The sequence below is a fragment of the Variovorax palleresanus genome (assembly GCF_051144945.1).
Taxonomy (GTDB): Bacteria; Pseudomonadota; Gammaproteobacteria; order Burkholderiales; family Burkholderiaceae_C; genus Variovorax; species Variovorax paradoxus_S.
In genome coordinates this window covers 4,152,607-4,178,943 of the sequence record NZ_JBJNVP010000002.1, presented here as the reverse complement: position 1 = coordinate 4,178,943, position 26,337 = coordinate 4,152,607, and the positions used below count along the sequence as shown (strand labels likewise).

At 66.5% G+C, this 26,337-nt stretch carries 28 protein-coding genes and 1 tRNA gene; 1 reads left to right on the top strand and 28 read right to left on the bottom strand.

Going from position 1 to position 26,337, the window contains the following annotated elements:
- Positions 1–5 precede the first annotated feature (5 nt).
- The 9 genes from ACJ7Z0_RS23485 to ACJ7Z0_RS23445 all read right to left on the bottom strand — a co-directional run bounded on the left by ACJ7Z0_RS23485 (position 6) and on the right by ACJ7Z0_RS23445 (position 6,436).
- Complete coding sequence (locus ACJ7Z0_RS23485) at positions 6–1,235, bottom strand: pilus assembly protein TadG-related protein (RefSeq protein WP_434791747.1); 1,230 nt, start codon at positions 1,233–1,235, stop codon at positions 6–8.
- An 81-nt stretch (positions 1,236–1,316) separates the two neighbouring features.
- Positions 1,317–1,493, bottom strand: a complete 177-nt coding sequence (locus ACJ7Z0_RS23480; protein WP_434791746.1) for a Flp family type IVb pilin — start codon at positions 1,491–1,493, stop codon at positions 1,317–1,319.
- Positions 1,494–1,579: 86 nt separating this feature from the next.
- A complete protein-coding gene (locus tag ACJ7Z0_RS23475) occupies positions 1,580–1,789 on the bottom strand; it encodes a Flp family type IVb pilin (RefSeq protein ID WP_434791745.1) in 210 nt (69 codons plus the stop codon).
- Between the two features lie 164 nt (positions 1,790–1,953).
- A complete protein-coding gene (locus tag ACJ7Z0_RS23470) occupies positions 1,954–2,232 on the bottom strand; it encodes a hypothetical protein (RefSeq protein ID WP_434791744.1) in 279 nt (92 codons plus the stop codon).
- A gap of 11 nt (positions 2,233–2,243) precedes the next feature.
- Positions 2,244–3,758 carry a type II and III secretion system protein family protein gene (locus tag ACJ7Z0_RS23465; RefSeq protein WP_434791743.1) on the bottom strand — a complete coding sequence of 505 codons (1,515 nt, stop codon included), beginning with the start codon at positions 3,756–3,758 and terminating at the stop codon, positions 2,244–2,246.
- A 27-nt stretch (positions 3,759–3,785) separates the two neighbouring features.
- Positions 3,786–4,628: a Flp pilus assembly protein CpaB gene (gene cpaB / locus ACJ7Z0_RS23460; protein ID WP_434791742.1), complete on the bottom strand. Its 843-nt coding sequence runs from the start codon at positions 4,626–4,628 to the stop codon at positions 3,786–3,788.
- 36 nt (positions 4,629–4,664) lie between these two features.
- The gene (locus ACJ7Z0_RS23455) at positions 4,665–5,249 is read right to left on the bottom strand and encodes an A24 family peptidase (RefSeq protein ID WP_434791741.1); all 585 of its coding nucleotides are present in this window, start codon (positions 5,247–5,249) and stop codon (positions 4,665–4,667) included.
- Between the two features lie 43 nt (positions 5,250–5,292).
- Complete coding sequence (locus tag ACJ7Z0_RS23450) at positions 5,293–5,439, bottom strand: hypothetical protein (protein ID WP_431123424.1); 147 nt, start codon at positions 5,437–5,439, stop codon at positions 5,293–5,295.
- 289 nt (positions 5,440–5,728) lie between these two features.
- Positions 5,729–6,436, bottom strand: a complete 708-nt coding sequence (locus tag ACJ7Z0_RS23445) for an SDR family NAD(P)-dependent oxidoreductase (protein ID WP_434791740.1) — start codon at positions 6,434–6,436, stop codon at positions 5,729–5,731.
- A gap of 145 nt (positions 6,437–6,581) precedes the next feature.
- Between ACJ7Z0_RS23445 and ACJ7Z0_RS23440 the strand changes: the two genes are divergently transcribed.
- Positions 6,582–6,657 (top strand) — tRNA-Lys (locus ACJ7Z0_RS23440).
- 69 nt (positions 6,658–6,726) lie between these two features.
- Here the strand turns inward: ACJ7Z0_RS23440 and ACJ7Z0_RS23435 are convergent.
- From ACJ7Z0_RS23435 to ACJ7Z0_RS23345, 19 genes are all read right to left on the bottom strand, one after another.
- Positions 6,727–7,137, bottom strand: coding sequence for a hypothetical protein (locus tag ACJ7Z0_RS23435; RefSeq protein WP_434791739.1), 411 nt, complete (start codon positions 7,135–7,137; stop codon positions 6,727–6,729).
- Between the two features lie 183 nt (positions 7,138–7,320).
- Positions 7,321–7,791, bottom strand: coding sequence for an acyl-CoA thioesterase (locus ACJ7Z0_RS23430; protein ID WP_434791738.1), 471 nt, complete (start codon positions 7,789–7,791; stop codon positions 7,321–7,323).
- A 2-nt stretch (positions 7,792–7,793) separates the two neighbouring features.
- On the bottom strand, positions 7,794–8,321 hold the full coding sequence (locus ACJ7Z0_RS23425; protein WP_055799449.1) for a MarR family winged helix-turn-helix transcriptional regulator: 528 nt from the start codon (positions 8,319–8,321) through the stop codon (positions 7,794–7,796).
- A complete protein-coding gene (locus ACJ7Z0_RS23420; RefSeq protein ID WP_434791737.1) occupies positions 8,321–9,097 on the bottom strand; it encodes an SDR family NAD(P)-dependent oxidoreductase in 777 nt (258 codons plus the stop codon). Before ACJ7Z0_RS23420 ends, ACJ7Z0_RS23425 begins: the two co-directional genes overlap by 1 nt.
- 56 nt (positions 9,098–9,153) lie before the next feature.
- Complete coding sequence (locus ACJ7Z0_RS23415) at positions 9,154–9,915, bottom strand: SDR family NAD(P)-dependent oxidoreductase (protein ID WP_434791736.1); 762 nt, start codon at positions 9,913–9,915, stop codon at positions 9,154–9,156.
- Complete coding sequence (locus tag ACJ7Z0_RS23410) at positions 9,912–11,531, bottom strand: ATP-dependent acyl-CoA ligase (protein WP_434791735.1); 1,620 nt, start codon at positions 11,529–11,531, stop codon at positions 9,912–9,914. Before ACJ7Z0_RS23410 ends, ACJ7Z0_RS23415 begins: the two co-directional genes overlap by 4 nt.
- Positions 11,521–12,252, bottom strand: a complete 732-nt coding sequence (locus ACJ7Z0_RS23405; RefSeq protein WP_434791734.1) for an ABC transporter ATP-binding protein — start codon at positions 12,250–12,252, stop codon at positions 11,521–11,523. The genes ACJ7Z0_RS23410 and ACJ7Z0_RS23405 overlap by 11 nt, the downstream gene beginning before the upstream one ends.
- An 82-nt stretch (positions 12,253–12,334) precedes the next feature.
- Complete coding sequence (locus tag ACJ7Z0_RS23400; RefSeq protein ID WP_434792715.1) at positions 12,335–14,101, bottom strand: branched-chain amino acid ABC transporter ATP-binding protein/permease; 1,767 nt, start codon at positions 14,099–14,101, stop codon at positions 12,335–12,337.
- A 29-nt stretch (positions 14,102–14,130) separates the two neighbouring features.
- Positions 14,131–15,186, bottom strand: a complete 1,056-nt coding sequence (locus ACJ7Z0_RS23395; RefSeq protein WP_434791733.1) for a branched-chain amino acid ABC transporter permease — start codon at positions 15,184–15,186, stop codon at positions 14,131–14,133.
- Positions 15,187–15,229: 43 nt separating this feature from the next.
- Positions 15,230–16,393, bottom strand: a complete 1,164-nt coding sequence (locus ACJ7Z0_RS23390; protein ID WP_434791732.1) for an ABC transporter substrate-binding protein — start codon at positions 16,391–16,393, stop codon at positions 15,230–15,232.
- Positions 16,394–16,432: 39 nt separating this feature from the next.
- A complete protein-coding gene (locus ACJ7Z0_RS23385; RefSeq protein WP_434791731.1) occupies positions 16,433–16,903 on the bottom strand; it encodes an aromatic-ring-hydroxylating dioxygenase subunit beta in 471 nt (156 codons plus the stop codon).
- Positions 16,900–18,225: an aromatic ring-hydroxylating dioxygenase subunit alpha gene (locus ACJ7Z0_RS23380; protein WP_434791730.1), complete on the bottom strand. Its 1,326-nt coding sequence runs from the start codon at positions 18,223–18,225 to the stop codon at positions 16,900–16,902. The genes ACJ7Z0_RS23385 and ACJ7Z0_RS23380 overlap by 4 nt, the downstream gene beginning before the upstream one ends.
- Before the next feature lie 19 nt (positions 18,226–18,244).
- Positions 18,245–19,387, bottom strand: coding sequence for an ABC transporter substrate-binding protein (locus tag ACJ7Z0_RS23375; protein ID WP_434791729.1), 1,143 nt, complete (start codon positions 19,385–19,387; stop codon positions 18,245–18,247).
- Position 19,388: 1 nt separating this feature from the next.
- Positions 19,389–20,555 (bottom strand): ABC transporter substrate-binding protein, encoded by a 1,167-nt coding sequence (locus ACJ7Z0_RS23370; protein ID WP_434791728.1) that lies wholly within the window; start codon positions 20,553–20,555, stop codon positions 19,389–19,391.
- A 46-nt stretch (positions 20,556–20,601) separates the two neighbouring features.
- Positions 20,602–21,324, bottom strand: a complete 723-nt coding sequence (locus tag ACJ7Z0_RS23365) for an SDR family NAD(P)-dependent oxidoreductase (protein WP_434791727.1) — start codon at positions 21,322–21,324, stop codon at positions 20,602–20,604.
- Between the two features lie 139 nt (positions 21,325–21,463).
- On the bottom strand, positions 21,464–22,276 hold the full coding sequence (locus tag ACJ7Z0_RS23360) for a cyclase family protein (RefSeq protein ID WP_431123473.1): 813 nt from the start codon (positions 22,274–22,276) through the stop codon (positions 21,464–21,466).
- A gap of 16 nt (positions 22,277–22,292) precedes the next feature.
- Positions 22,293–23,546, bottom strand: coding sequence for an SDR family NAD(P)-dependent oxidoreductase (locus ACJ7Z0_RS23355; RefSeq protein ID WP_434791726.1), 1,254 nt, complete (start codon positions 23,544–23,546; stop codon positions 22,293–22,295).
- Entirely contained in the window at positions 23,543–24,715 is a 1,173-nt protein-coding gene (locus ACJ7Z0_RS23350; protein ID WP_434791725.1) for a thiolase family protein, read from the bottom strand. The genes ACJ7Z0_RS23355 and ACJ7Z0_RS23350 overlap by 4 nt, the downstream gene beginning before the upstream one ends.
- The gene (locus tag ACJ7Z0_RS23345; RefSeq protein ID WP_434791724.1) at positions 24,712–26,337 is read right to left on the bottom strand and encodes an AMP-binding protein; all 1,626 of its coding nucleotides are present in this window, start codon (positions 26,335–26,337) and stop codon (positions 24,712–24,714) included. Before ACJ7Z0_RS23345 ends, ACJ7Z0_RS23350 begins: the two co-directional genes overlap by 4 nt.

Here is a 26,337-nt window from a genome sequence, read left to right as displayed (position 1 = left end):
GTGCGTCACCTCACCAGGACCGGGACCAGCGGCCCCGCAGCACCGCCGGGGAGCCCGCTCGTCGTGCAGGGGCTGCCCACGGCGCCTGCATTGCCGCGAAACTCCAGCCACGTATCGGTCATTGGAATGCTCAGCGGCTGCAGCATCAGCAAACAGGCGTAGTCCATCACATGCCCGGCGCCGTCGAGAATCGGCGCCGTGACGATGCGCCGATCGAACCCGTATTGCTTGTGGCCGCCTGCGACGTCGCCTGGCGCTGCCAGTTTCTGAAAGCCGTTGAGCGACAGCCCGGTGATCGCTTCGCAGCCGTTTGCGCCCTTCACGTTGGTGCCGGTATCGGCGCAGGAAGCAAAGACCGCTCGCTTGGCCACGTAGTTCTGGGCGCTTGCAGGCGATCCAGGAGCCGGGCCGTCGTAGGCATTGAACTGCGCGGGCCAGTTGAGGGCCGTGTAGGCATAGCCGGTGTAGTCGGGCCGCTGCGTGCTCGGATTGCCACTGTTCTTGTAGATGCCGAAGCGCTGGTTCCAGACGTCGACGATCGAGGCCTGGACGCCGGGCGTGCCGAGCACGTCACCCACCTTGGTTCCGCAGTGGTTGTTCATCTCGGACTCGGTCTCCGAGGCGCTGTTGCTTCCATCGAGATTGGCCCAGCCGATCTCGCCGCCGGCGGCCCCGTTCTGGGCCTGGATCAGCTTCACCCATTCGCCGACGACGAAGCCGTAGTTGGGCGCCACGCCGCCCGCCTTGGGTTTCACGCCGACCGGAATGGGACAGGTCGTCTGTGCACTGGCACGGGTGGCGACCGCGCTGGCCGCAACGCTGCGGGTTGCGGGATTGCCAGCGGTGTCGCCAGAGAAGGCCCCCATGGCTTTCATGAGCCAGACCTCGATGTTGGGCTGGGTGTGCACGCATTGCGCATAAGTGGCCACGAGAGGATTGGTCGTGGGCGCATAGGCGGCATCTCGAAAGGTGATGTCGGCGAGAACGATCTGGCCCTCTCCGCTCCAGGTGGCCGACTGCATGTTCACGCGGTTCGCGTTGCCGGCCGTCTGGCCGGCGCTCTGAGCGCGCTCGATGGCCGTGCCCTGTTTGTCGAGCTCGCGAGCGGCGGCCAATGCGCAGCTGTCCACGGCGGTCTGGAGTTCGGTCTTGACGACGAACAGGCGGCCGAAGTCCAGAGCAACGCCCATGAAGCCCAAGAGAAACAGCAGCACCAGTGCGGCTGTGATGATCATTGCGCCACGTTGGCGGCGCTGAGGGCGGCGAACTTGCATGATCGGCTCCGGTGGAATGACGGCGGTTCGAATGGGGTCGACTCAGGCGCAGTCCCCGCCGCTCAGGCAAGCGGTTACGCGGTCAATAAAACTGCCGAAGCTGCTGGCAATCGACAACGGTTGAAGCGCGAGCACCAACGCGATCGAAATGACGGCAATGATCAACGCGTACTCCACAACTTGAGCGCCGCTCTCGTCCTGCAGGAATGACTTGCACATGATGGCTACCTCTTTGCTTGGGAAGACCGAGGAGTGGTGTCGAAAGGGAAGCGGTTCGGGCAAGGCCCGATCCGCTTCACTGCCGCTTACGCGCACGTAGCCGTGGTCAGACAGGTCGTGACGCGAGTGATGAAATCTGCAAAGCCGCCGTCATCTGCCGTGAGCGCTTGCAATGCAACAACCAGCGCGATCGAAACGACAGCGATGATCAGTGCGTACTCGACGACCTGGGCGCCCTCTTCGTCACGGAGGAAGCTGCGGGTAAATTGGCCAATGGATTGAAGAATGTTGGACATGAGAATTTCCTTTCAAGGTTCAAATGAGAAAACAAGATTTACTGAATGAGTGAACTGCGTTGCATAAGAGTGATGACTTTGGTCGTGACTCTCCTTTCATACAAAGCTGGTTGATGAAAAAGCGAGCGATGAGAAGAAGTGCAATCGGTCGATGAACGAATGCGCTACTTTTCGCCGCCGATCGCGCCGCCGATGTTGATGACGTTCACCGCCGGGGGCGGCGACTTGTAGGATTTCTGGTACTGCAGCATCGACTCGCGTGCTGCGCGGCCGTCCATGCCCACCACCGGATTCCCGTCCTTGCCGGCATCGGGGTTGAGCGTCATCTTTCTTTTGGCGTCGCGCACGGCATCGCCAAAGCGCGCGTCGTAGTGGGGTGTGACGTGGGAGCAGCCGGTGCCCACGAGCAGGCTCAGCGCGAGAATGGTCGACTTGAAGAACATGGTGGTGCTCCTTACAGGGGGTTGCTGGCCGGTGCGACCGGGGCAGGGGTGCTGCTTTCGAGACTTCCGTTCAGGTACCTCTCGGCGCGGCTTGGAACCACGTGGTTGTCGGTCGGAACGCGAGGCGATTCGCCCAGCGGCCGAACGAGACGCGGTGTGATCACGAACATCAGCTCGGTCTGGTCGTTCTGGAACTCGGTGCTGCGGAACAGCGCCCCCATCACTGGCACCTCGCCCAGGCCCGGGTAGCGCTTCACGGTTTCGGTCGAGTTGCTCTTGATGAGCCCCGCGATGACAAAGCTCTGCCCGTCGTTGAGCTGCACGGTGGTGTCTGCGCGGCGGACCGTGAGCGAGGGCAGCACGGCTGTGACGCCGCCGACGGTGGTGAAGGGAGAGCCCGTCTGCGACAGGTCCGACACTTCCGAGACCATCTTGAGATTGATCCGTCCGCCGTTGAGCACGGTGGGCGTGAACTTCACGCCGATGCCGAACTCTTTTTCTTCCAGCGTGATGGTCGAGCCGCTGCGGCCGTTGGAGTTCTGCGAAACGGGGATGAAAATCTTTCCGCCCGACAGGAAGCTGGCCTGCTGCCCGCTGATGGACATGATGTTGGGCTCGGCCAGGATGCGCACCAGGCCGTCGTCCTTCTGGCCGTCGATGGCGATGGATGCACGGCCGATCCGGAACGCCTCGGCAAGGCCCGCGCCGCCGCTCAGGAAGTCTGAAATCAGCGAATAGGTGTTGAGCCCGCCGCTGGCTGTGCGGGTCAGGCCAACGCGCGCACCCAGGCGGTCCAGCAGCGTCTTGCTGACCTCTGCGATCTTCACTTCGAGCATCACTTGCTGCGGCGTGGAGATGCGCAGCAGGTTCACCACCTTCTTGCCATCGGCACCGTAGGCCTGCGCAAGACTCATCACGTCGTCGAGCTTGAGCGCGTCGCTCACCTCACCCGTGAGGACAATGGATCTTTCCGCGCTGCGCACGCGGATCCGGCTCTCTTCGGGCATCAGCTCGGCCAGCTTGGACTGCAGCGCGCCCGGATCAATCGTGACGATGACGTCCTTGATGTAGCAGGTGCCTTCGGCGTTCTGCAGCACCACGTTCATCGAGCCGGCCTGGCGGCCGCGGAAGAAAAGATCGGTGGGGCTGAGCAGCATGACGTCGACATCCGCAACGCCTTCACCTGCATTTCGCATCGCGGCGGGCGCCTGTGCCGGAGCGCCTGCAGCGGCCGGTGCGGCCGCTGGCGCACCGCTTGGCGGCTGACCGCTGACCACGATGCGTGCAACACGCGCCTTGAGCGGAATCACCACCGACTTGCCGAGCACGGCGTAGGTCGGCTGGTCGTCCGGGATGATGGCCGTGCATCGGCGCATGGCGGGTGCGGCGGCTGGCGCGGGTGCCGATGGCGCGGCGACCGGGGTCAGGGTCGGAGCCGGGGCTGCAGGCTCCGCTGCAAACCCCGGCGCTGCCAAGGTCGTGAGCGCCGCCAGCAGCCAGGCGGATGAAGAAGAGAGATGTTGCACTTGTGGTTCCTCCTGGCGGGATTGAGATCAGAAGCAGGTGAGCGAGCGGGCTGCGTGCTGGATCACTTCCACGCACTCGGGTTGCCGCAGCGCCACTGGGGCGGCCCGCGGCACTCGCGCGGGGGCCGGCCGCGCTGCCACGGTGGTGGAGATCGGCAGGATTTCCTTCTCGCCGAACAACTGGCCCTTGGTAATACCGGCGGTGGCGACCGTGGTCTTGTCCATCTGGTTGCGAAGCACCAGCGAGAGGGTTCCCACGCTGCGTGCCAGGTCGAGCTTTTCGGAGTCTTCGAGCGACAGCTCCAGCGTCACGGCGCTGACCACCTTCGGTTTTGTCTCGTCGCGGTTGGCCTCTTGCGCCACCGCCAGCACCAGCACCTTTTCAAGCACTGTCTTGCTGATCTGGCGGTTCTCCTCGCCACGGTTCTTGTCCTGCTGGGCGTTGACCATCACATCGACGTAGTTGCCCGGCAGTGCAAAGCCCGCCACGCCCACCACGTCGTTCACCCGCACGGTCATGGCGCGCTTGCCGCTGGCAATGACGGCGGAGAGGCCGCCCTTGGTGCCGACAGGCGCGAGCTTGCCCTCCAGAATGGCTTCGCCGCGCAGCACCCCGACCTTGACCACCCGGTCTTCGAGCGCCTTGGCGTCCTTGAACGACCCCGCCGGCAGCGAGCCGCTCGGCCAGTCGACCAGCGACAGCATCTGCGGGTTGACCCTGCTGCCCAACTCGATGTCGACCGCGGCCACTACCACCTTGTTGGAAGCGATTCCCCCTTGTCGTGAGACCCATCCCGCCGCGTAGACTGCGGCGGCCAGACCAGTGAGGAGGGCCAGCAGCAGCAGCCCGAGTGCCTTGATGTTTTTCATGCGAATCTCCGAGTGCGGTGGAATGAAAGTGGCGGACTACACGTAGCCCAGTTGATGCGCCAGGACCTGTGCAACCGTCCCCACGCAAATGCAGATTCCGTAAGGCAGCTTTCCGACGGATTGCTGCATGTCGATGGTTCCGTTGGGCCGCAGGCCCGCAATGCCCGACATCGCCATGCCGTTCACGGTGTCCTTCACGTTGGCCAGCATGTGGCCGAGGCGGCGCCGGTGCATGGCAACAATCAGCGCGGCCGCACCGCCCGCAATGCAGGTGAGGAGAATGGCCCACAGCGTTTGATAGGGGCCGACAAAGGCGCCGACCATCGCCATCAGCTTGACGTCGCCCGCGCCCATGATTCCCAGCGCATAGAGCGGCAGCATGATCAAAAGGCCTGTTCCCAGCCCCCCCAGTGCCTGCGTCGCGCCCACCAGCGGCGTGCGCGCCGCGAAGGTTCCGTAGATCACCGCGAAGACCATGCCGCCGAACGTCAGCCAGTTGGGAATGCGATAGGTGCGCAAGTCGCTGACCGCGGCCGTCACCAGCAGGACAAGCAGCGCAACCATGCGGAAATCCGTTGCCAGCATCGCCAGCAGCTCGAGGAAGGCATCGAATTCACGCATGGACAGCTCCGTATGGCGTTGTTATTGATCTGCTGTTGCGCATTCAGGCGCCGCGCCGTGCTGCAAGCAGCAGCAACAAACTCACGAACACCACGAGGGAACCGAGCAACGCGAATTCCATGAACGACATGCCAGCGTCTTCCCGCAGCAGGTTCATGAAATTTCTTGGCGGCAAGTAGTGCGGTTCCATGCGTGTCCCCAGTGATGTGGTCGGCCGGCGCTGCTTGTTGCCCTCATCGGGCTCAAACGTTTCGCCGTGGGGTCACTGTAGAAATTGCGCCGCCTGGGCACATGAGCGGTGCGCCCCTTCTGAAGCGAGACAAGCGCCCCGCCCACCCTGGCCGCATCCATGACAAAGCGCCTGCCCCAGAGTCGGCGCGCCATTGCGGCGGAAGAGGACAAAAAAGGGCCCTGGCGTTGCGCCAGGGCCCTGTGTAGCTACTGATCTATCGAGCCAGCTTGCTGGTAGCGATCTGGGCTCAGGTGTCGAGCGTCAGATGCTGGCCATGCAGCGCCGCCGCTGCGGGCGATGCAAGAAAGCCGATGGTCTGCGCCGCGACCGCCGTCGACACCCATTCCGCGGGATTCGCGTCGGGCATGGCCTGCCGGTTGGCTGGCGTGTCGAGCACGCTGGGGGCCACGCTGTTGACGGCCACGCCATGCGGCGCCGCCTCGGCCGCCATGGCTTCCACCAGGCGCTGCAACGCGCTCTTCGATGCGATATACGCCGCCATGGCCGGCAGGCCGCGCGCCGCCACCTTGGCCGTGACCGCCACGATGCGGCCGGTGCCGTGCTCGATCATCGAAGGCAGCACCGCTTGTGTAACCGCCACGAAAGACCAGGCGTTGAGATTCATCATGCGGTCCCAGCTGGCCCGCGTGAGCGCATGGGTTGCCTCGCCCATCTCGAAGCCGCCCGCAATGTGGACCAGCGCATCGATGCGGCCGAAAGCCTTGAGTGCCTGGCCCGCGAGCTCCGACATGTCCGACGCCGAGGTCACGTCGCCCGCCAGCAGCAGGTGCTGCGAATTGTCCAGACCCGGAAAGACCTCGGACAGGCGATCCGCATGGTGGTCGACCAGCGCAAGGCGTGCGCCCTGCTCCAGAAAGTGCTGCGCCACTGCGCGCCCCAGCGCGCCCGCGGCCCCCGTGATCACAACATGAGGCATGGTGGTTGTATCTGTCATGAAAGATTCTCCTGGTGGAGGGCCCCCCGGGACCCGTCGGATGATGGCCAATGCTAACGCCGCCCCGCACAAAATCGTTGAACCCAGGAATTTTTACGCTATACTTGCGGTCTTGCCAAAAAACGCAAAACGTTTTCCAGTGCAAGGGCTCTTAGCTCAGTTGGTAGAGCAGCGGACTCTTAATCCGTAGGTCGAGTGTTCGAGTCACTCAGGGCCCACCAACCAACATCGCGGAAACGCTGAAAAGCCTGCTACCTCATCGGTAGCGGGCTTTTTTATTGGCTCAACGGCTACGACTCACCGGTCAACCAGCCCTCGACAAACCGCGACAGGACGTCCCGCTTTTCTCTCACCTCCGCCAGCAGGTATTGCCGCGCGTGCTCTTGGGCGAGCTCGCTCGACAAGAACCATGCCTCGCGCGCCTCGTCTTCTCCCTGTGGAGGTGGGGTGCCCCAAGATGCGACTCCGCGGCCGAGAAAGGCCTCCGTTACGGGCAAGCGTCCATCGGTTTGGCCCAACTCCGACAGCGGGTTGCGTGGACCGCCGAGTTCGACGCGGATGTGCACGAGGTCTTCCTCCACCACGATGGACGCACCCAAACCGCCTTGCTGCTGAACCTGCCACAGTTGGGCAGCGACAGCATGGCGGATCCAGCTTTCCAAAGCCCGCTCCAGGCTTTCGATGATTGTTTGCTTGTCCATCCGGGACTCTTTCATATCTGTATCGATGGTTGAGGTACTACCAGTCCTCGGCTCCTCGCGCGCCAGTCCAAGTCGAGATATTCAAGGCCCATGTCCGATAGCGCAAGCGAAAGCTCTCGCACGCTCCGTCTGCCCGCCGGCGCACCGCCGAGGCACTGCGCAACGGAAGCCAGCACCATGCATTCAAGCGAGTGACGGCGCCCCGCGCAAGATGGCCGTGCGCATATCCTGCGGGATTTCGACGGCCCGGTGGCTTTCGAGCGAGGTGGTCACGAGCACCTGCTTCACCTGCATGCGCAGTTCGCCGCTGGCGGGGTCGAAGCAGCGCAGCACGAGCGTCATGGAGCGCGAGCCCAGCCGCTCCACCGAGAGGCCGAGCGTAACCTTGTCGCCCATGCGGCTCACGGCGCGAAAATCGGCCTCGAGTCGCACCGTCGGCAATCCGATGCGCCGCTCGCTGATGAGCGCGTGGTAGTCAATGCCCAACCCCTCGCTCACCCAGTCTTCCACCAGGCCGTTGAGCATGACGAAGTACTGCGGATAGAAGACGATGCCCGCAGGGTCGCAGTCCGAAAAACGGATCATCCGCGGTCGCTGGAACTCGGCCATGGGGGCTTCTTCTTGCGCCTCGGCTTCTGCTGCTGCGCTCGTCATCGTCAGCCCTCCTCGCCCGAAGGCTCGCTGCGCATCACGTGCACGCGCAGCTGGCCGAGCTGCGTGTGCATCTGCTTGACGGTCTTCATGTCGAGGCCCGAGAACATTTCGAGAATCCACTGCTCGTGTTCCTTGGCCATGGTCTCGAAGCTCGCGCGGCCCTTGGGCGTCAGGCTCACGATCCACGAGCGGCGGTCGTCGGGGCTGTGCGCGCGCGCCACCAGGCCGTCGCGCTCCAGTTCGTCGGTCAGGCCCGTGACGTTGCCGCCGGTCACCATCAGGTAGCGCGACAGCACGCGCATCTTGAGGCCTTCTTCATAGCGGTAGAGCTGGGCCATGTAGTCGAAGCGTGCCAGCGAGATGCCGAAGCGCTCGCGCAGCCGGCGCCGGATCTCGGCTTCGATCTGCGTGGTGCTGGCGAGCATGCGCAGCCAGAGCCTGAGCATGGCGTGGTCTTCGCGGCCCGCCCGGGCCTCGTGGCCAAGTTCTTCTGCATCGCTGAGTGCGGCGTGCGAGGCATCGTTGCGCATCACATCACCTCCCCGCCCGACACCGAGACCGACTGCCCGGTGACGGATGCAGCGCCGTTGCCGCAGAGCCAGCGCACCGCGTCGGCCACCTCGGCAGGCTGCACGATGCGCCGCTGCGGATTGACGCTGGAGAACTCGGCCAGCGCGTCGACCTCGCTGCGCCCGGTCTTGCCCACCACGTTGGCGACGCTTGCCCGCAGGATGTCGGTATCGGTGTAGCCTGGGCACACCGCGTTCACGGTGATGCCCTTACGCGCCACTTCGAGCGCGAGCGATCGCGTGAGCCCGATCACGCCATGCTTGGCCGCCGAATAGGCCGCGACGTAGGCATAGCCCTTCTGGCCCGCGGTGCTGGCAATGTTGACGATCCGGCCCCAGCCGGCTTCGAGCATGTCGGGCAGCGCCGCCTGCGCGCACAGGAAACTGCCGGTCAGGTTCACCGACAGCATGCGCTGCCAGAGCTCGACCGAGGTCTTGAGAAGCGGCGCGCTCTCGGCAGCCCCGGCGTTGTTGACGAGGATGGCGACCGGGCCTCGCTCGGCGCGCGCCAGCGCAAAGGCCGACTGCACAGCTTGTGGATCGGCCACGTCGGCAGAAGCAACGCCGTGGCCCTGGCCCGCGAGCGTGGCGGCCACGCGTTGGAGCGCATCGGGGTCGCGCCCGAGCAAGGTCAGCGTTGCGCCCTCCGCAGCCAGTGTGCGGGCAATTTCGGCGCCAATGCCGCGCGCGGCGCCAGTAACGAGAGCGTGGCGGCCAATCAATGAATTTGCGTGCATACCTGAATTATTTAGTTCTGAACGATTTTAGCGCGTGTGGCCGGCTCATCGCCTGTTCAGCGCATGAAGCGGCCGCCGTTGAGATCCAGCGTTGCACCGGTCATGAAGGCCGCTGCTGGCGATGCCAGGTAGACCACGGCGGCTGCCACTTCTTCCGGGCGGCCGAAACGGCCCAGCGGAATGCCAGCTTTCAGCGCCTGCTGCCGTGCGGGGGCCAGCGTGTCGAGGGCTGGGGTTTCAACCGCCGCCGGGGCCAACGCATTCACCGTGACGCCATGCGGTGCGAGTTCTTGCGCAAAGCTACGCGTCAGGGCAAGCAGCGCCGCCTTGCTGGCCGCATAGTGCGCGCCGGTGGTGGCACTGGCTTGCTGGCCGGCCATCGACGCCAGGTTGACGATGCGCCCGGACCCGCGCTGGCGCATGTGCCGGCCGGCAATGCGGCAGCCGAAGAAGCTGCCCCGCAAGTTGACGGCCAGCACGTCGTCCCATTCGCCCTGCGTGATGTCCCAGATGGAGCTGAAGGGCGTGCGCGCCGCATTGTTGACCAGCACGTCGATGGCGCCATAACGAGCCGTCGCCGCATCGAAGCAGCGAGAAAAATCGGCTTCGCTGCGCACGTCGAGCTTCATGGCGATGCAGTCGGCGCCCGCGTTGCGCAAGCTCGCGGCAGCCGACTCGGCGTTGTCCGCGTCGATGTCCGCAAGCACCACGCGCGCACCCGCTTCGGCAAGGCCGCGCGCAATGGCTGCCCCCAGGCCCTGCCCCGCTCCAGTAACGAAGGCGGCCTGGCCTTGAAGCGGTGGCGGCGCGGAATTCATGCCGTCTTGGCGGGGGCGCGAGCGGAAGGCCGCCCGTCCCAGGTCTGTGCACTGACGCCGCGCTCGCGCAGCTTGAACTTCTGCACCTTGCCGTTCTCGGTGCGCGGCAGGTCTTGCAGCACGTCGATGTAGCGGGGCACCGCGAAGTAAGGCAGCCGGCTCTCGCAGAAGCGAACCAGTTCGCCGGGGTCGATGCGCTCCCCGTCGCGCGGCACCAGCGCAGCCATCACCTCGTCTTCGGCCAGTTCGGATTGCACCGGGTACACGGCGCAGGAGGCGACCGAGGAGTGGCTCAGCAGCACCTGCTCGACCTCGAACGACGAGATGTTTTCGCCGCGCCTGCGGATCGCGTCCTTGATGCGGTCGACAAACCGAAAGGCCCCGTCGGCATCGCGCACCACGCGGTCGCCGGTGTGGAACCAGAGGTTGCGCCAGGCCTCGACCGTTTTCTCGGGCATGTTGAAGTAGCCGCTCGCGAAGGCGTGCGGCTCGTCGGCGCGCAGCAGCAGTTCGCCGGCCTCTCCGGCGGGCAGTTCCACATCGCTTTCGTCGGCCACGCGCGCCTGAAAGCCGGGCCGAAGCCAGCCCATCACGCCGCCGCGCGGGGAATCAGGCGCGGTGGCAATGGCAAAGTTGGTTTCTGTGGAACCATAACCTTCGAGCAGGCGCACACCAGTGCGTTCGAAAAAAATCTTGCCCGCGGCCTCGGGCACGCCGGGGCCGAGCCCGGTGCGCACGCGGTGATGGCGTTCTGCATCGCCCGCGGGCTGCGCAAGCAGTATCGGAACCATGGCGCCCAGCAGGTAGACCACGGTGGCGCCGTTCGCACGCATCGAAGGCCAGAAGCCCGACGCCGAGAAACGCGTTTCGAAGACGACCTCGGAACCCGTGAGCGCCGCCTGCGCAAAGGTGTTGAGCGCATTGATGTGAAAGAGCGGCAAGGTCGTGCACAGCACGTCGTCCGCGCCCACGCCAAGCACCTCCGCGCTGTTCACGCCCCACCAGAAATACTGCGCGTGCGGGCAGATCACGCCCTTGGCCGGGCCGGTGGTGCCAGAGGTATACAGGATGGCCAGCGAATCGCCGGGCTGCACATTGGCGGGCGGAATAGCGGGCATCCCGCCCGGTGGATAGGCCCGAATCCGCACGCCGGCCGGCGGCTGCCATGCGGCACCGCCGGCCGCCGGCGCATCGCCGACGACCCAGATTTCTTCGAGCTTCGCCTGCGCCAGGTTCGCGGTCTGCAGGCGGTCCAGAAAGCCGGCCTCGATGACCAGCAGCTTTGCCTCGCTGTGTGCCAGGAAGTACCCGATCTGAGGCCCCATGGAGGCGGTGTTGACCGGCACCGTGGAAGCGCCGAGCCAGCCGGCTCCCAGAAAGGTTTCGAGAAACTCGATGCGATTGCCGCACATCACGGCGACGCGGTCGCCTTGCGCGACGCCTGCTTGCGCCAGCACGGCCGCTCGAACGCCCGCCGCTTCGGCCGCATCGGAATGCGACCATTGGCGGCCCGCGATGCGCAGCAGCGGACGCGAGCCGAACAGCGCCGCCTGTCGGCGCAGCATGTCGGGCAACGTGCGCTGAGCGGCCGGCACCGCGCGCGGGTCATTCGTCATCGTGCGTGCCTCCGCCGAGATAGGTGGCCTGCACCCGTGGATCGCTCGCGAGTTCGGCTGAAGCACTCGAGAGCGCGATCTCGCCGGTTTCGAGCACGTAGCCGTGGTCCGACGTTTCGAGCGCGGCACGCGCGTTCTGCTCCACCAGCAGGATCGAGACGCCGTCTTCGCGCAGCTTGCGGACGATGGAAAGAATGTCGCGCACGATGAGCGGCGCCAGGCCGAGGCTCGGTTCGTCGAGCATCAACAGGCGCGGCGCGGACATGAGTGCCCGGCCCACAGCAAGCATCTGCCGCTCGCCGCCCGAGAGCGTGTCGGCGCGCTGCGAGCGGCGTTCGGCCAGGCGCGGAAAGCGGTCGTACACCGACTGCAGCTGCCGCTTCATCGCATCGCTGCGCAGCCGCTTGGCATAGGCGCCGAGCTGCAGGTTGTCGAGCACCGTGAGCTCGCCGAACAGCTCGCGCTTTTCGGGCACGAGGCACAGGCCGCGCTCCACGCGCGCCTCCACGTCGAGCCCCTGCAGGTCTTCGCCCTCGAAGCGGAGCGTGCCCTTGCAGGGCAGCAGGCCCATCGCGGCCGCAAGCAGCGTGGTCTTGCCCGCGCCGTTGGGGCCGATCACCGAGATGATCTGGCCCGGCTGCAGCTCGAGCGAAACCCCGCGCACCGCCTCGACCTGCCCATAGGACACGTGCAGGTCGCCGATCTCCAGCATTGCGGTCATTGCATCACCCCCAGGCTTGTCACTTCGTGTACGACGCCCACCCCCTCAAGGGGGCCCGCGCCTTCGGGCGGCCGTGCGGCGCTCATACGACGCTCCCGAGGTAAGCCGCCTGCACGCGCTCGTCGGCACGCACGGCCGAGGGCACGCCTTCCACGAGCTTGGAGCCGAAGTTCATCACCACCAGACGGTCCACCAGTTTCATCACGAAGTCCATGTCATGTTCGACGATGAGGATGGTCACGCCCTCCTCGCGCAGCTTGCGCAGCAGGTCGCCGAGCGCCATCTTTTCCTTGCGGCGAAGGCCAGCCGCGGGCTCGTCGAGCACCAGCAGCACCGGGTCGGCGGCCAGCGCGCGCGCAATTTCCAGGATGCGCTGCGTGCCCAGCGGCAGGCTGCCCGCCAACTCGTGCGCGCGGTCGCCCAAGCCGATGCGGTCGAGCTGGCGCTGCGCTTCCTGCAGGATCTGCTTTTCTTCGGTGCGGTCGAGCCGGAGGCCCGCCTTGAGGATGCCCGAGCGCGTGCGCGAATGCGCGCCCAGCGCCACGTTGTCGAGCAGGCTCATGTGCGGCCTGAGCTTCACGTGCTGGAAAGTGCGCGCCAGGCCCAGCCGCGCCACCTGCCGCTGCGGCATGCCGGCAATGTCGTGTTCCAGAAAGCGCACCTGCCCTGCGCTCATCGGCAGCGTGCAGGTCAGCAGGTTGAACATGGTCGACTTGCCCGCGCCGTTGGGTCCGATCAGGCCGACGATCTCGCCCGCGTTCACTTCAAAGCTCACGTCGTTGACCGCCACCAATCCGCCGAATCGCTTGACCGCGCCCTTCACCGACAGCACCTGCGTGCCGCGCTGTGGCAGCTGCCTGTGCGGCAGGGGATCGACCGTGGGCGCCTGGTAGCGCGAAGCACCTGGTGCACCGGCACGCCGGCGCGTCCAGCGCCGCAGCAGGCCCATGAGTCCGCCACGCGCAAAGTGCAGCAGCAGGATGAAGAGCGTTGCGAACGCCACGGCCTCCAGTTGCCCCGCACGCTGTGTGAGCATCGGCAGCACGTCTTGCAGGCCGTTCTTCAGCACCAGCACCAGGGCCGCACCCACCAGCGCGCCCGCCAGCTGCCCGAGCCCGCCGGCCACCGCCATCAGCAGGTATTCAATGCTGGCGCGCACGTCGAAGGGCGACGGGCTCACGAAGCGGTTCATGTGGGCATAGAGCCAGCCCGCCAGCCCCGCGAAGAGCGCGGCCGTAACAAACAGCGTGAGCCGCACACGGTAGGCATCGGCCCCCACGCTCGCCAGCAGCGTGGCGCCGCCGCGCAAGCCGCGAATCGCGCGGCCCGGCCGCGACTGCAGCAGGTTGTGGCTGAACAGGCAGGCCAGCCCGACCACCACCCAGATCAGGTAATACATCGCGCGCGGATCGGCCAGCGACCAGCCCGCGATGCGCAACGCCGGAATGTTCGACAGCCCCGTGTGCCGCCCGAGCGCATCGACGTTGCCGAACAGCATCGCAATCGACAGCCCCCACGCGATGGTGCTGAGCGGCAGAAAGTGCCCGCCGAGCCGCAGCGTGAGCATGCCGATGGCCAGCGCCGACAAGCCCGTGAGCAGCAGCGCGAACAGCAGCCCGATCCATGGCGACATGCCCTGCGTGGTAGTGAGCCATGCCGTGGCATAGGCGGCAATGCCCACGAAGGCGGCCTGGCCGAACGACGTGGCACCGCCCACGCCGGTGAGCAGAACCAGCCCGAGCGCCACCAGTGCGCCGATACCGATGTCGTTGAGCAGCGAGACCGTGAAGCTGCCCGCCACGGCCGGCACCAGCGCCAGCACGGCGACCACCGCGGCGATCCAGGCCATGCGCTTGCCGTTTCTGTTGTTGTTGTCGATCACTGGTCCACCTCCTCTTCTTCCTCTTCGGCATGGGCCGCAAGAAAGGACCGCAGCATGAGCACCGGTATCAGCAGGCTGAACACGATCACGTCTTTCAGCGCGCCGCTCCAGAACGAGGCAAAGCTCTCGACCACGCCGACCGCCAGCGCACCCAGGGCCGTCATCGGGTAGCTCACGAGCCCGCCGATGATCGCGGCCACGAAGGCCTTCAGGCCGATGATGAAACCCGAGTCGTAATACATGGTGGTCACCGGCGCAATCAACACGCCGATGAGCCCGGCCAGCAGCGAGGCGCAGCCGTAGGCGAGCAGCGCCGTGCGCACTGGCCGGATGCCGACCAGCCGCGCGCCGACGCGGTTCACCGCCGTGGCGCGCAAGGCCTTGCCCGCCACCGTGCGCTCGAACACCAGGAAGAAGAGCCCGCTCAGCACGATGGCCGCACCCACCATCAGCACCACCTGGCCGCTGACCGTGAAGCCGTCGCCCAGCGTGAACACCGCACTCGTGAGCGGCGTGGTGCGCGAGCCCTCGGGCCCGAAGAACAGAAGGCCCAGGCCCGACAGCAGAAAGTGCAGCGCCAGCGACACGATCAGGAGCACCAGCACCGAGGCATCGGCGATCGGCTGGAAAACCACCCGCGCGAGCAGCGGCGCAATGGGCACCACCAGCAACACGGCCACCGCGATGTGCACCGCCACCGGCACACCGGGCCGTGCCGCCAGCCATGCCAGGAGGCACGGGATGGCGGGCAGCACGCCCCACATCAGCACCGCCTTGGGAATGCGCTTGGCCTCCCCGCGCCGCAGCAGGCTGCCGATTTCCGTGGCCAGGGCCAGCGCCGCGAGCACGGCCACCATGCCAATGGTCGGCGGGACGCGGCCGGTTTCGAAGGCTGCGAGCGACAGGGCCGCGAAGGCCGCGATGTCGCCGAACGGCACGAACACCACCCGCGTGACGGAAAAGATCAAGACCAGCCCGAGTCCGGCCAGCAGATAGACGGCACCGTTGGCAAGGCCATCGGTGACGAGGATCAGCGCCACGTCCCATGTCATAGAAAAGCCCCTCGGAGAATCGTCGTCGTTGGCATCAAGCGGTTCAAGGTGCGAGCTTCCATTGGCCGTTGTCCAGCTTGACGATCACGCGGGCACGTTCGTCCACGCCGTAGAGGCTGCCGGGCTTGAAGCTGTACACGCCGTGCGTGCCCACCACTTCCTTGGTGCTGAAGATGGCATCGCGCAATGCGACGCGGAACTCCGCCGTACCCGGCTCCGCCTTCTTCATGGCGCGCGAGGCGGCGTCCGCAAACACCAGCCAGCCGTCGAAGGAATAGGCCGAGAAGGCGTCGCTGGTGGGTGCGTTGTTGACCTTCTGGAACGCGGCGCGGAATTCAGTCGCGATCTTCTTGGTCGGGTAGCTGTCGGGCAGCTGCTCGGCCACGATCACCGGACCGGTGGGCATCAGCGCGTTCTGCCCGGAAGCACTCACCACGCGCACGAAGTCCGGGTTGATCAAGCCGTGCTGGCCGTACACCCCGCCCTTGTAGCCGCGCTCCTGCAGCGCAAGGAACGGCAGCGCGCCCGGCGTGCCGGCACCGCCGGTCATCACCGCGTCGGGCCGCAGCGCCACGATCTTCAGCACCTGTCCGGTCACCGAGGCGTCGGCGCGCGCGTAGCGCTCGTTGCTCACCACCTTGATGCCGGCCTCGGGCGCGGCCTTCATGAGCGCGTTGTAGACCAGGTCGCCCCATGCGTCGGTGAAGCCGATGTAGCCGACGGTCTTCACGTTGTTGCGCTTCATGCGCTCGACCACCGCATCGATCATCAGCTGCGTGGGCTGGGCCACCGTCATGACCCAGGGGTTCTCGTTCGGATCGAGCAGGATGGGCGTGAGGCCGATCATCGGCACCTTGGCCTCCTTGCCCACCTGGGCCATTGCGATGGCGGCAGGCACGCCCGAGGTGCCCATGAGCACGTCGACCTTGTCTTCCTCGATGAGCTTGCGTGCATTGCGCCCGGCGGTGGTCGGGTCGGAGCCGTCGTCCAGCACGATGAGCTGCACCTTGCGGCCGTTGATCTCCGGCTTGTAGGCGAGCGCGGCCTGCATGCCCTTGGCATAGGGCACGCCCAGCGAGGAATTGGGCCCCGACAGCGACACGCTCAGGCCGACCTTCAGGTCGGCCGCGAACGCGCTCGCAACACCACAGGCGGTCAGCGCCGCGGCGAGGGCACCGCGCGTCAAGGTCTGCATCAGGCTCTTCATGTCGTAGCTCCAGTGAGGAAGGATGGATGAAAGGAAAACTCAGATGAACAACTGGATCGCAGGCAACGCGCGGCCGGCGTCGAGCAGGTCGATGCGCTTCTCGCGGATGGCCCAGCCTCCTGCGGGCGTGCGCACGAGGTGGTGACGGGCGGTGCCGGCCAGCAAAACCTGCCCTTCGCCGCGCGCCTCGATGTAGATGAAGGGTGTGCGCAACCGCACTTCGCCGGCCGATTCGTGCTCGATGCGCGAAGGCTGCAGCACATGCTGGCTGTGGCTTGCCGGATGCTGCGAATGCGCACGCGGGTTCTTCAGGCGATCGACTCGAAGCTGCAGCAGCAACCGGTCTTCATAGGCGAGCGAGTTGTGCGAGAACGGATCGGCCTGCGCCGCACCGAGCAGCGGCACCCAGTAGTGACCGTCTTCGGCGAACAGCGCCAGCCAGTCGTCGAGGCGCCGCTCGTCGAGCAGGGCTGCCTCGTGAGCGGCAAAATCGCGCGGGTCGCCGTTCATGCCGCGGCCTCCATGCCGGCCGCCATCGACTTCGCCCAGGCGCGGAACTGGTTGCGCATGAGCAGCTCGTTGGTTCCGTTGGTGGTGATCGTCTCTTGCGCGAGTTCGGCAGGGTCGTAGTTGCGGTGCAGGCTCACCCATTCGTTGCCACCGGCGCGAAGGCCCTGCTGGATGCTCTCGAAGAGATGCACGTCGTCGTGCGCGACCACCGACATGGGCGAGAACACGAGCCGGTTGTAGCTCATCGCGCGCTCGAAAAGCAGGACGGGCGCACCCGCCGCACGAAAGCTCCAGGCCTCGATGAGTGTGCGGTTCGCGGCCAGCGGCCGGATCACGCGAATGGCCTGCGGCGAGCCCTTGACCGACAGGCTCGGATACAAGACCGAGTTCTGCGGCGAGCGCTGCAGGATCTCGGCCGCGCGCTCTTCGCCGTGCGCGGCGCGCATCGCAGCCTCGTACTCGGGCAGCTGCGCGTAATTGGAATGGATGCTGAAGTTCACGCCCAACACGCTGTGCCCGTTGGCGAACACTCGCCCGCCCATCTTGTCGAAGAATTCATAGCCCGAACCGAAGGGCAGCATCTGCTCCATCGCCATCGGCTTGGGATCGGTGGGCGCACGCCCCTCCCACAGCGCCTCGGCCGCCTTGGTGGCCGACTCGTGCGTCGACATCGGATGCACCGTGTCGTTGATGTTCTCGAGGTACATCTTCCAGTTGCAGTGCACGATATTGCGAAGCACGCCGCCACCGACAGTGAGCTTGCCCTCGGGCGAGCGGTCGACCATGTTGTCGATGGCGCCCAGCACTTCGCCGAAGTAGTCCTCGAAGGACGGACCCGAATCGGACAGCCGCACGAACACGAAGTCGCGATACACCTTCACGTGCTTGACCACCGAAAGTCCCTGCCCCGACTCGCAGGCCTTGAGCTGCGTGCCCTCGTAACCGTTCTTCAGCGGCAGGCCGAGCGGCGCGCCGTCGAGCTTGTAGGTCCAGGCGTGGTACGGGCATCGAAAGAAGCGACCGGTGTTGCCGCACTCGTCCGTCACCAGCTGCGTACCCTTGTGGGCGCAGCGGTTGTACATCACGTGCACCGCGCCGTCGGGCTGCCGCACCATCAGGAGCGGCCGACCCGCAATGTCCTGCGTCACGAAGTCGCCGGGCTCCGGCACCTGGCTCGCATGGCCGAGGTAGACCCAGGTGTTCGCGAACAGATGTTCCTGTTCGAGCGCGAAGATCTCATCGCTCAGGTACAGGTCGCGGTGCACGCGGTCGTCCTGCACCAGGGCGGCGATCCGTTCGGGATGATGGCGGTAGCTGGTCATCGGCGTGCTCGGGCTGTCTTCAGGGCACCAGCTTCCACTGGCCCTTGTTCATCTGCACGATCACCACGCCGCGCTGGTCGGAGCCGTAGCGGTCGTCGGGCTTGAAGGTGTAGATGCCATGCGTGCCCACCAGCTCGCGCGTAGCCACGATGGCGTCGCGCAGCGCGGTGCGGTACTGGGGCGTGCCCGGTTCGCCCTTGGTGCGCGAGGCGGCGTCGGCCAACAGCAGGTAGGCGTCGTAGGTGTACGACGAGAAGGCATCGGTCGGCGCTGCGCCATTCACCTTCTGGTAGGCGTTGCGAAAGCCCATCGACACCTTCTTGATCGGGTTGCTGTCGGGCAGTTGGTCGGCCACCAGCACCGGGCCACTGGGCACCTGGAGGCCTTCGATCGAGTTGCCGCCCACGCGCACGAAGTCGGCGTTGATGAGTCCATGTGTGCCGTAGATCTTGCCCTTGTAGCCGCGCTCGGCCAGCGCGATGTAGGGCAGCGCGCCCGGTGTGCCCGAGTTGCCGGCAAACACCGCGTCCGGCCGGGTGGCGACGATCTTCAGCACCTGCCCGGCCACCGACGAATCGCTGCGCGCGTAGCGCTCGTTCGCCACCACTTTGATGCCGGCCTTGTCGGCGCTCTTCACCAGCGAGTCATAGGCCAGGTCGCCGAGCGCATCCGAGAATCCGATGAAGGCCACCGTCTTCACGCCGGACTTCTGCATCCGGTCGACCACGCCCGCAACCATGAGCGGGAACGGCTGCGACACCGTCACGGTCCACGCACCTTCAGGCCCGGCTATGGTCACCGGCGTGGGCGAGATCAGCGGTGTGCTGAGTTCGCGCGCCACCGAGGCAATGGCCATCGCGCCCGGCACGCCCGAGGTGCCGATGAGCACGTCGACCTTGTCCTCCGTCACCAGCTTGCGCGCATTGCGACCGGCGGTGGTGGGGTCGGAGGCGTCGTCCAGCACGATGAGCTGGACCTTCCGGCCGCCGATCTCCGGATGCTCGGCAATGGCTGCGCGAATGCCCTTTTCGTACGGAACGCCCAATGCGGCAACCGGGCCCGAGAGCGAGCTGATGAAGCCGATCTTGAGGTCGGCCGCCACGGCCTGCGCGGCTGCCAGTGCCACGGCGGTGGCGCCGAGGATGCGAGTAAGTTTTTTCATTTCAGGGAACCAGCTTCCATTGGCCCTTTTCAAGCTTGACGACAACGCGCGAACGCTCGTCCGACCCATACCGATCGTTTGGCTTGAAGTTGTAGACGCTGTGCGTGCCCACCAGCTCCTTGGTGCTCACGATGGCGTCGCGCAAGGCGAGGCGGAACTGCGGCGTGCCGGGCTCGGCCTTGGTGGCAAGCGCACGCTGCGCGGCGTCCAGGTACAGCAGCCAGGCGTCGAAGCTGTAGGCCGAGAAGGCATCGGTGGGCGGCGCGCCATTGGCCTTCTGGTAGGCAGCGCGGAAGTCCATCGACACCTTGCGGATCGGGTTCTCTCCCGGCAGCTGCTCAGCCACGATCACCGGACCGGTGGGTGCGAGCAGCCCTTCGACCGAGGCTCCGCCCACGCGCACGAAGTCGGGGTTGATGAGCGCATGCATGCCGTAGATCTGGCCCTTGTAGCCGCGCTCCGCGAGCGCCAGGTAAGGCAGCGCACCGGGCGTGCCCGAGGTGCCGGTGATCACGGCGTCGGGGCGCAGTGCGACGATCTTCAGCACCTGGCCCGTCACCGACGAATCTGCGCGCGCATAGCGCTCGTTCGACACGATCTTGATGCCGGCCGGCTCCGCGCTCTTCTGCAGCGCGTCGTACACCAGGTCGCCCCAGGCATCGGAAAAGCCGATGTAGCCGACCGTCTTCACGCCCGACTTCTTCATGCGATCGACCACCGCGCTCACCATCAATGGTGCAGGCTGCGGCAGCGTCACCATCCAGGCGCCCTCTTCACCCGGAAGGTTGGCGTTGGCGATCGAGATCAGCGGCGTCTTGGTTTCGCGCGCCACGCCGGCAATGGCCAGCGCGCCGGGCGATCCTGCCGTGCCGATGATGACGTCGACCTTGTCCTCGTCGATCATCTTGCGGGCGTTGCGCGCGGCCGTGGACGGATCGGACGCATCGTCGAGCTGCACCAGCTGGATCTTCCGGCCACCTACTTCCGACTTGTAGGCGATGGCCGCCTTCATGCCCTTCTCATAGGGAATGCCGAGCGACGACACCGGCCCCGACAGCGAGGTGATGAAACCGACCTTGAGATCGGCGGCCCACGCGCCCGCGGCGCCCAGCGCACCAAAGGCGGCAGCAATGCCTGCGAGGGCACGGAATCGGTTCAGGACTTTCATGGCGATGCTCCAGAAGTAAGGGATGAACGAGAAGAACGCTGAATGACTAGAGGGCGAGGCTGCCGACACTGGTGCCGCCGCAAACGTAGAGGACCTGTCCGGTGATGAAGCTGCTGGCCGGATCGGCAAAAAAACGCACGGCACGTGCCACGTCGGCCGATTCGCCAAGGCGCTTGACGGGCACGGAGGCCGCGAGCGCGCGCTCCTTCTCGCTGCCGGCCTCGACCACGTCGTAGAACATGTCGGTCCGAATCGGGCCGGGCGCCACCACGTTCACCGTGATGCCGTCGGCGGCAAGCTCCAGCGCCCAGGTGCGCGCCATGCCCAGCATGCCGGCCTTGGTGGCGGAATAGCTGGTGCGCGTGGCCAGGCCGAGCGCGGCGCGCGACGACAGCAGTACCACGCGGCCGAAATGCTGCGCGCGCATCGCAGGCAATGCGCCTTGCACGAGCTGGATCGCGCAACCCAGGTGCAGGTCGACCAGCGCGTCGAGATCGTCGAGCTTCACTTCGGGCAGCAGCGCGGCGCGGATCACGCCCGCGTTGTGGACGATGGTGGTCGGCGCAAAGCGATCGACCAGTTCGCGTACCGCTTCGCCGGTGGCGGCGCGGTCGCTCAGGTCGACCTCGATGCCGTGCAGCTTCGGATGGTCGATCTCGGTCTTGCGGCGCGCGAGCGAGACCACCTCGTAGCCCTGCGCGAGCAGGTCTTCGCAGATCGCCTTGCCGATGCCGGCGCTGCCGCCGGTGACGGCTGCTACCTTGTTCATGCGCGCGCTCCCTGTCTTGCCCCCTCTCCCGCACGCGGGAGAGGGTTGGGGTGTGGGTGCGCGCAAGATGCCGAGCCCTCATCCCCCGCCTTCTCCCGCAAGCGGGAGAAGGAGCCAAAGCCGATACCGGGGCAACGATTCATAGCGACGCTCCCACGAGTGCCAGCACGCGCAGCGGGCTGCCGCTGCCCTTCTCGATCTTGAGCGGCGGGCAGATCAGCACCGCGCCAGACGGCGGCAGCAGGTCGAGGTTGCTCAGGCACTGCAGGCCATAGCGCCCCGCACCGTGCATGTAGTAATGGCACGGGTACGGCGGCCGCAGGTGATAACCCTGCCCCGCATCGGTACCGATGGCTTCGGAGCCGAAGCCCAGCACGTCGCGCTGCTCCACCAGGAAGCGCACGGCCTCGGTGCTCGGGCCGGGCGTGTGCTGGCCGGTCTCGTCGAAGTTCTGATAGGCCGCCGGGTCGCTGCGCTTGGACCAGTCGGTGCGCATCAGCACCCACGCACCCTTCGGAATGCGGCCGTGCGCGGCTTCGTAGCGCTCGATGTCGGCCACGCTCAACAGGTAGTCGTCGTTCGCCTGCACGTCGGCCGAGCAGTCGATCACGCAGGCCGGCGCCACGAAGTGCTGCACGGGAATCGTGTCGACCGAGTTGTTCGGCAGGTCGCGACCCGAGATCCAGTGGATCGGTGCGTCGAAGTGCGTGCCCGTGTGTTCGCCGCAGGAGAAGTTGTTCCAGTACCAGCCGGGGCCGCGCTCGTCGTACTTCGACACTTCCTCGATCCGGAAGGGCCAGCATTGGCCCATCTCGGGCGGCAATGCGATCTGCGGAAACTCGGGCGTGAGCGTCTGCGTGAGATCGATCACGCGGATGCGGCCGCTCGCCATGGCGGTCACCAGGCCGCCGAGGATTTCGGCGGCGGACATCAGTTCAGTGGTTGTCGTCATCGTGTGGCTCCTGTTCTCAGCCGCCTGCCGCTAGTTCGCGCTCGAGCACCTTCGGGTTGTCACGCCAGCGTTCCAGCCACTCCTGCGCCACGTCGCCGGGGTACACGTCTTCCACGCCGTCGCGCAGCGCCTTGACGATGGCATTGGCCAGTGCGGTGGGTGCCAGCTTGGGCGGCGGCGTGTGCTGGTTCCATTCGTCGTCGATGGGGCCCGGGAACACGTTGATCACGCGGATGCCGGCCGGCCGCATCTCGGCGCGCAGGCACTGCGCGAGCGAATGCGCCGCCGCCTTCGAGGCGCTGAAGGTGCCGTGCGGCGGAAAGTTGCTGAGCGCGTAGATCGACAGCAGGTTGACCCAGGCCGTCGCGCCCGTCGCACCGTCGGCCGAGCGGCCCTTGAGCGCGGGGCCGAACTCCTGCGCGAGGCGCAGCAGGCCGAAGTAGTTGATGTCCATCTCGGCCTTGGCCACGTCGGTGCCACGGCGCGCGCCGATGCCGAAGGTACGGTGCACCTCGGCGTTGTTGATCACGATGTCGACCTTGCCGCCAATCGAGCCCGCGAGCTCGGTCACCTGGCGGCCGTTGGTCAGGTCGAGCGGCACCAGCGTGACCTGCGGCAGCGCCGAGATGTCGTCGAGCCCGTCGCCCATCTTCTTCCAGGGCTCGGCATGGCCGACCCAGACGATGTCGGCGCCGGCCTTCACCAGCGCGCGCACGATGGCCTGGCCGGTCTCGGTCTTGCCGTCGGTCACCAGCGCCTTGCGGAACTTGGGGTCGCTGGTCATTTCACGGAGCATCTTGTCGTCGGCCATGTGGGCACTCCCTTCGTTCGGAAAACCAATGAGGACGGCCTGGCCCGCACGATCGAGCCGGGCACCGACCCGCACCCGCTGGGGCGCATCGCCAACCTCGCCGTGCAGGTGGACCATGAGCGTGGGTCCGGCGTCCAGATGCACGAGGCCCAGCCGCCAGGGCAGCCGCTCACGAAAGAACAGGTCGTTGCTGTGGTGCAGCGTGGTGCTGCCGAGCAGTTCGCCCTCGCCGCTTTGCGCGCGCCAACGCAGCGCGGCGGAGAGGCACTTGTGGCAAACCTCGCGCGGCGGGTACTGCACCGTGCCGCAGTCCTCGCAGGTCTGCAGCTCGAAGCGGCCTTCGGCAGCAGCCGCGGTGAGGCCGAGCGCCACGCGGCCGCGCGCGCCGGGCGGCAGGTTCATCTGCCGGGTGCGCAGCACCGGGTTCTTGCGCGGGGGGCGCATCAGGGGCATGGTCATGCCGATCTCCCGAGGATGACGGCGCCTGTGCACAGGCAGCGGTCGTAGGTCACCATGCCGAAGCCGGCGACGAGGCCCAGTTGTGCGCCGGGTACGGTGCGTTGCCCGGCCTGATCGGTCAGCTGGCGGATCGCCTCGACCATGCCGAGGAAGCCGCCCGCCGCGCCCGCCTGCCCTGCGGACAGCTGCCCGCCGCTCGTGTTGTTCGGAAAGCTCCCGTCGAAGGTCATGGTGTGCGACTGCACGAAGGCCGAGCCCTCGCCCTTCTCGCAGAAGCCCAGGTCCTCGAACTGCATCATCACGATGACGGGGTAGTCGTCGTAGGTCTGCACGAAGTCGAGTGCTTGGGGCTGCACGCCGGCCTGCGCGTACAGGTCGTCACGGTCCTTGCGCCAGCCGCCCTGCACCATCACCGGGTCTTCGGCATAGGCGTTGTGGCGTTCGATGGCGCCGCGGATCACGACGTGCGCCAAGCCCAGGTCGCGCGCCCGCTCCTCGCTCATCACGAGGAAGGCGTCGGCGCCCGCGCAGGGCATCACGCAGTCGAACAGATGGATCGGGTCGGAGATCGGCCGTGCGGCCATGTACTCCTCCAGCGTCAGGGGCTTCTTGAACATCGCGTTCGGATTACCGAGCGCATTGGTGCGCTGGTCCACGCAAATGCGGCCGAAGTCTTCGCGCTTCGCGCCGTAGGTGCGCATGTAGTTGGCGGTGATGAAGGCGAAGATCGAGTTGGGCCCGCCGGAGCCGTAGGGGTAGCTCGCATCGCGCGCAAAGTTGCTGAAGCTGCCGAGCGTCTGGCGAAAGGAATCGACATGGTTGGTATCGGCACCAACGCAGGCCACGATGTCGGCATCGCCCGCCTGCACGGCCCGCGCGGCGCGGCGCAGGCACATCACGCCCGAGGCACCGCCGGTGGGCACATGGTCGAGCCAGCGCGGCGACAGACCCAGGTGCTGCGTCACGCCCACGGCCGTGTCGGGCGCGAGCGAGAAACTGCTGAGGCAGAGGCCGTCGATCTGTTCCTTGGCGACGCCGCTGGTCTGCACCAGCGCCTCGATGGCCTGCCCGATGAACCAGTGCGCGGTGCGCGTGGAGTAGCGCACGTAGGGCACGGTGACCGGCACGGCCACCGCGACGCCTTCGTAGGAGAGTCGTCGCTTCGTCATGCCTGCCTCTTCTTCATCGAACGGGTGTCGATGCAATGGCCCTGCCCAGGCAGCGTCTGCGCCATCTCGCGCAACTGGCCACGCTGGATCTTTTGCGAAGGCGTAAGCGGCAGCGCATCGACAAAAGCCACGTAGCCCGGGGCCTTGTAGTAGGCCAACTGCGAAAGTGCGTGCTCGACGATGCTGGCGGCGATCGCTTCCCGCGCGGAGGCATCCGCACCTTCGCGCATCACGATGCAGGCCAGCACTTCGTCGCCGCGCACCGCGTCGGGCGTGGCAGCGACCGCCGAGGTCTTCACAGCCGGGTGCTGGTTGAGCACGCTCTCGACCTCCACGGCCGAGATGTTCTCGCCGCTGCGGCGGATCACGTTCTTCTTGCGGTCGACGAAGAAGAAGTTGCCCTCGGCATCGCGCCGCACCAGGTCGCCGGTGTGGAACCATCCGTCCGCCCAGGCCTCGCGCGTGGCTTCCTCGTCCTTGAGATAGCCCGAAAAGAAATAGCGCTTCGGATCGTCGCCGGCGGACCGCACGAGCAACTCGCCCGGTGCATCGACGCCGGCCTCGCCGCCGTCTTCGGCCACGAGGCGAATCTCGACGAAGTCTTCCTGCCGCCCGAAGCAGCTGGTGCCCACCAGGCGCGGTTCGCGGTTGGCCATGATGCAGGCGGCCGCGCCAGTCTCGGTCATGGCCCAGGCCTCGACCAGCGGAAAGCCGAAGCGCTCTTCGAACGGTGCGTGGTTCTTGCGGTCCACGCCAGCACCGAAGCCCCAGCGGATCGCATGATCCCGGTCGGCCGCGGAAGCGGGCGCCGACAGCAGCATCGCGGGCATCACGCCAAGGTAGTGCGCGATGGTCGCGCCGCTTTCGCGCGCGCTCGCGAGCCAGGTCTTCGGGTGGAAGCGATCGAGCTGCACCAGGCAGCCACCCGCGACCAGCACCACCATGGTGGAAAACGCCATCGCGTTCATGTGGTTGAGCGGCAGCGGCGTGATGACGCGCTCGGCATCGGGCCGGATGCTGCACACGCCGTCGAGCGCGGCGTACCACTCGCCGGCGCGCAGGAAGTAGGCGTTGCTCAAGATACAGCCCTTGGGACGCCCGGTGGTGCCTGAGGTATAGAGCAGGCCGCATTCGGTGTCGGCGCCAATCGGCTCATGCGCGCGCGGTGCGGCGGTCTTCGCTTTCGGCACCGCGTCGTCGGGCCCCATGGTCTCGAAGGGCACACCGGCCTGTTTCGCCGCTGCGCTCAGGTCGTTCGCACGCTCGGGCAGCGTCACGGCCAAGCCGATCTCGCTGTGGCCGATCAGGTAGGTCAACTCGGCCGAGCGCATCTCGGCATTGATCGGCACCACGCTCACGCCCAGGGCATTGAGTGCGAACCAATGAAAGAGAAAGGCCGGCCGGTTCTCCAGCAGCAGGCCGACGCGATGGCCGTGCCCGTACCCGGCCTGCGCATAAGCCGCGCGCAGCCGCTCGACTTCCGCCGCCGCCTCACCCCAGCGGATGGCGCCGGCCGGAATGCCGTAAGCCGCGGCGGTCACCGACTCGGTGAACAGAAACTCGGCCTGCGGCGTGCGCGCAGCAGTGGCCGAAAAGACTTGATGGACGGTGACGTGTGGCAT

What these genes read in the sequence shown, in the direction of transcription:
- ACJ7Z0_RS23485 (WP_434791747.1), bottom strand. Translation starts at nt 1,235, where the DNA reads ATGATCATCACAGCCGCACTGGTGCTGCTGTTTCTCTTGGGCTTCATG.
- ACJ7Z0_RS23480 (WP_434791746.1), bottom strand. Translation starts at nt 1,493, where the DNA reads ATGTGCAAGTCATTCCTGCAGGACGAGAGCGGCGCTCAAGTTGTGGAG.
- ACJ7Z0_RS23475 (WP_434791745.1), bottom strand. Translation starts at nt 1,789, where the DNA reads ATGTCCAACATTCTTCAATCCATTGGCCAATTTACCCGCAGCTTCCTC.
- ACJ7Z0_RS23470 (WP_434791744.1), bottom strand. Translation starts at nt 2,232, where the DNA reads ATGTTCTTCAAGTCGACCATTCTCGCGCTGAGCCTGCTCGTGGGCACC.
- cpaB (WP_434791742.1), bottom strand. Translation starts at nt 4,628, where the DNA reads ATGAAAAACATCAAGGCACTCGGGCTGCTGCTGCTGGCCCTCCTCACT.
- ACJ7Z0_RS23455 (WP_434791741.1), bottom strand. Translation starts at nt 5,249, where the DNA reads ATGCGTGAATTCGATGCCTTCCTCGAGCTGCTGGCGATGCTGGCAACG.
- ACJ7Z0_RS23450 (WP_431123424.1), bottom strand. Translation starts at nt 5,439, where the DNA reads ATGGAACCGCACTACTTGCCGCCAAGAAATTTCATGAACCTGCTGCGG.
- ACJ7Z0_RS23445 (WP_434791740.1), bottom strand. Translation starts at nt 6,436, where the DNA reads ATGACAGATACAACCACCATGCCTCATGTTGTGATCACGGGGGCCGCG.
- ACJ7Z0_RS23435 (WP_434791739.1), bottom strand. Translation starts at nt 7,137, where the DNA reads ATGGACAAGCAAACAATCATCGAAAGCCTGGAGCGGGCTTTGGAAAGC.
- ACJ7Z0_RS23430 (WP_434791738.1), bottom strand. Translation starts at nt 7,791, where the DNA reads ATGACGAGCGCAGCAGCAGAAGCCGAGGCGCAAGAAGAAGCCCCCATG.
- ACJ7Z0_RS23425 (WP_055799449.1), bottom strand. Translation starts at nt 8,321, where the DNA reads ATGCGCAACGATGCCTCGCACGCCGCACTCAGCGATGCAGAAGAACTT.
- ACJ7Z0_RS23420 (WP_434791737.1), bottom strand. Translation starts at nt 9,097, where the DNA reads ATGCACGCAAATTCATTGATTGGCCGCCACGCTCTCGTTACTGGCGCC.
- ACJ7Z0_RS23415 (WP_434791736.1), bottom strand. Translation starts at nt 9,915, where the DNA reads ATGAATTCCGCGCCGCCACCGCTTCAAGGCCAGGCCGCCTTCGTTACT.
- ACJ7Z0_RS23410 (WP_434791735.1), bottom strand. Translation starts at nt 11,531, where the DNA reads ATGACGAATGACCCGCGCGCGGTGCCGGCCGCTCAGCGCACGTTGCCC.
- ACJ7Z0_RS23405 (WP_434791734.1), bottom strand. Translation starts at nt 12,252, where the DNA reads ATGACCGCAATGCTGGAGATCGGCGACCTGCACGTGTCCTATGGGCAG.
- ACJ7Z0_RS23400 (WP_434792715.1), bottom strand. Translation starts at nt 14,101, where the DNA reads ATGGCCTGGATCGCCGCGGTGGTCGCCGTGCTGGCGCTGGTGCCGGCC.
- ACJ7Z0_RS23395 (WP_434791733.1), bottom strand. Translation starts at nt 15,186, where the DNA reads ATGACATGGGACGTGGCGCTGATCCTCGTCACCGATGGCCTTGCCAAC.
- ACJ7Z0_RS23390 (WP_434791732.1), bottom strand. Translation starts at nt 16,393, where the DNA reads ATGAAGAGCCTGATGCAGACCTTGACGCGCGGTGCCCTCGCCGCGGCG.
- ACJ7Z0_RS23385 (WP_434791731.1), bottom strand. Translation starts at nt 16,903, where the DNA reads ATGAACGGCGACCCGCGCGATTTTGCCGCTCACGAGGCAGCCCTGCTC.
- ACJ7Z0_RS23380 (WP_434791730.1), bottom strand. Translation starts at nt 18,225, where the DNA reads ATGACCAGCTACCGCCATCATCCCGAACGGATCGCCGCCCTGGTGCAG.
- ACJ7Z0_RS23375 (WP_434791729.1), bottom strand. Translation starts at nt 19,387, where the DNA reads ATGAAAAAACTTACTCGCATCCTCGGCGCCACCGCCGTGGCACTGGCA.
- ACJ7Z0_RS23370 (WP_434791728.1), bottom strand. Translation starts at nt 20,555, where the DNA reads ATGAAAGTCCTGAACCGATTCCGTGCCCTCGCAGGCATTGCTGCCGCC.
- ACJ7Z0_RS23365 (WP_434791727.1), bottom strand. Translation starts at nt 21,324, where the DNA reads ATGAACAAGGTAGCAGCCGTCACCGGCGGCAGCGCCGGCATCGGCAAG.
- ACJ7Z0_RS23360 (WP_431123473.1), bottom strand. Translation starts at nt 22,276, where the DNA reads ATGACGACAACCACTGAACTGATGTCCGCCGCCGAAATCCTCGGCGGC.
- ACJ7Z0_RS23355 (WP_434791726.1), bottom strand. Translation starts at nt 23,546, where the DNA reads ATGACCATGCCCCTGATGCGCCCCCCGCGCAAGAACCCGGTGCTGCGC.
- ACJ7Z0_RS23350 (WP_434791725.1), bottom strand. Translation starts at nt 24,715, where the DNA reads ATGACGAAGCGACGACTCTCCTACGAAGGCGTCGCGGTGGCCGTGCCG.
- ACJ7Z0_RS23345 (WP_434791724.1), bottom strand. Translation starts at nt 26,337, where the DNA reads ATGCCACACGTCACCGTCCATCAAGTCTTTTCGGCCACTGCTGCGCGC.